The following is a 451-nucleotide window of genomic DNA, read 5'->3' as shown; positions in this document are numbered from 1 at the left end:
AGCGCCTGCACTCGACGCTGCATTACGTAAGTCCGATGCAATACGAGCAGAACTGGCAAAGGCAACAACCCTAGATACTCGACCCCGACGCCGGGTTAAGGGATACGTTTCTCGGGGGCAAGGTCAAGCTTCGGTCGTATTGATACTTTATTTTGTCGCTCCATTACTGAGCCCCACTTTTTTTAGGGGTGTCGTTGATTAGAGAAGGTGGTGTTAAAGACACAATGCTGGTAGAAGGAAATTTTCCGTATTCGTAATATTTATGGCTGGCGGCGACCAGTAACTGCGCTTCGACACTGAGTTGCGACCAGCCAGGCATTTTTAGGACGTCTCCAAAAATCTTTTTATCCATCCTCCAATTCGCAATCGCCACCAACACCTCGCGCATCTCAGGATCGTCCAGGCATTTGGCCTGCCCAATCGCAATGTCCATCGCCGTGACCCAGCGCTG

At 50.8% G+C, this 451-nt stretch carries 1 protein-coding gene; it reads right to left on the bottom strand.

Going from position 1 to position 451, the window contains the following annotated elements; genetic code table 11:
* Positions 1-163 precede the first annotated feature (163 nt).
* On the bottom strand, positions 164-451 hold a 288-nt coding region (locus RGM3321_RS00135; protein WP_244391014.1), incomplete at its 5' end, for a DUF3274 domain-containing protein.

The organism is Pseudomonas sp. RGM 3321, assembly GCF_022836805.1.
Classification (GTDB): Bacteria; Pseudomonadota; Gammaproteobacteria; order Pseudomonadales; family Pseudomonadaceae; genus Aquipseudomonas.
Note: the sequence above shows the minus strand (reverse complement) of the source record. Positions and strands in the feature narration are given on the sequence as shown.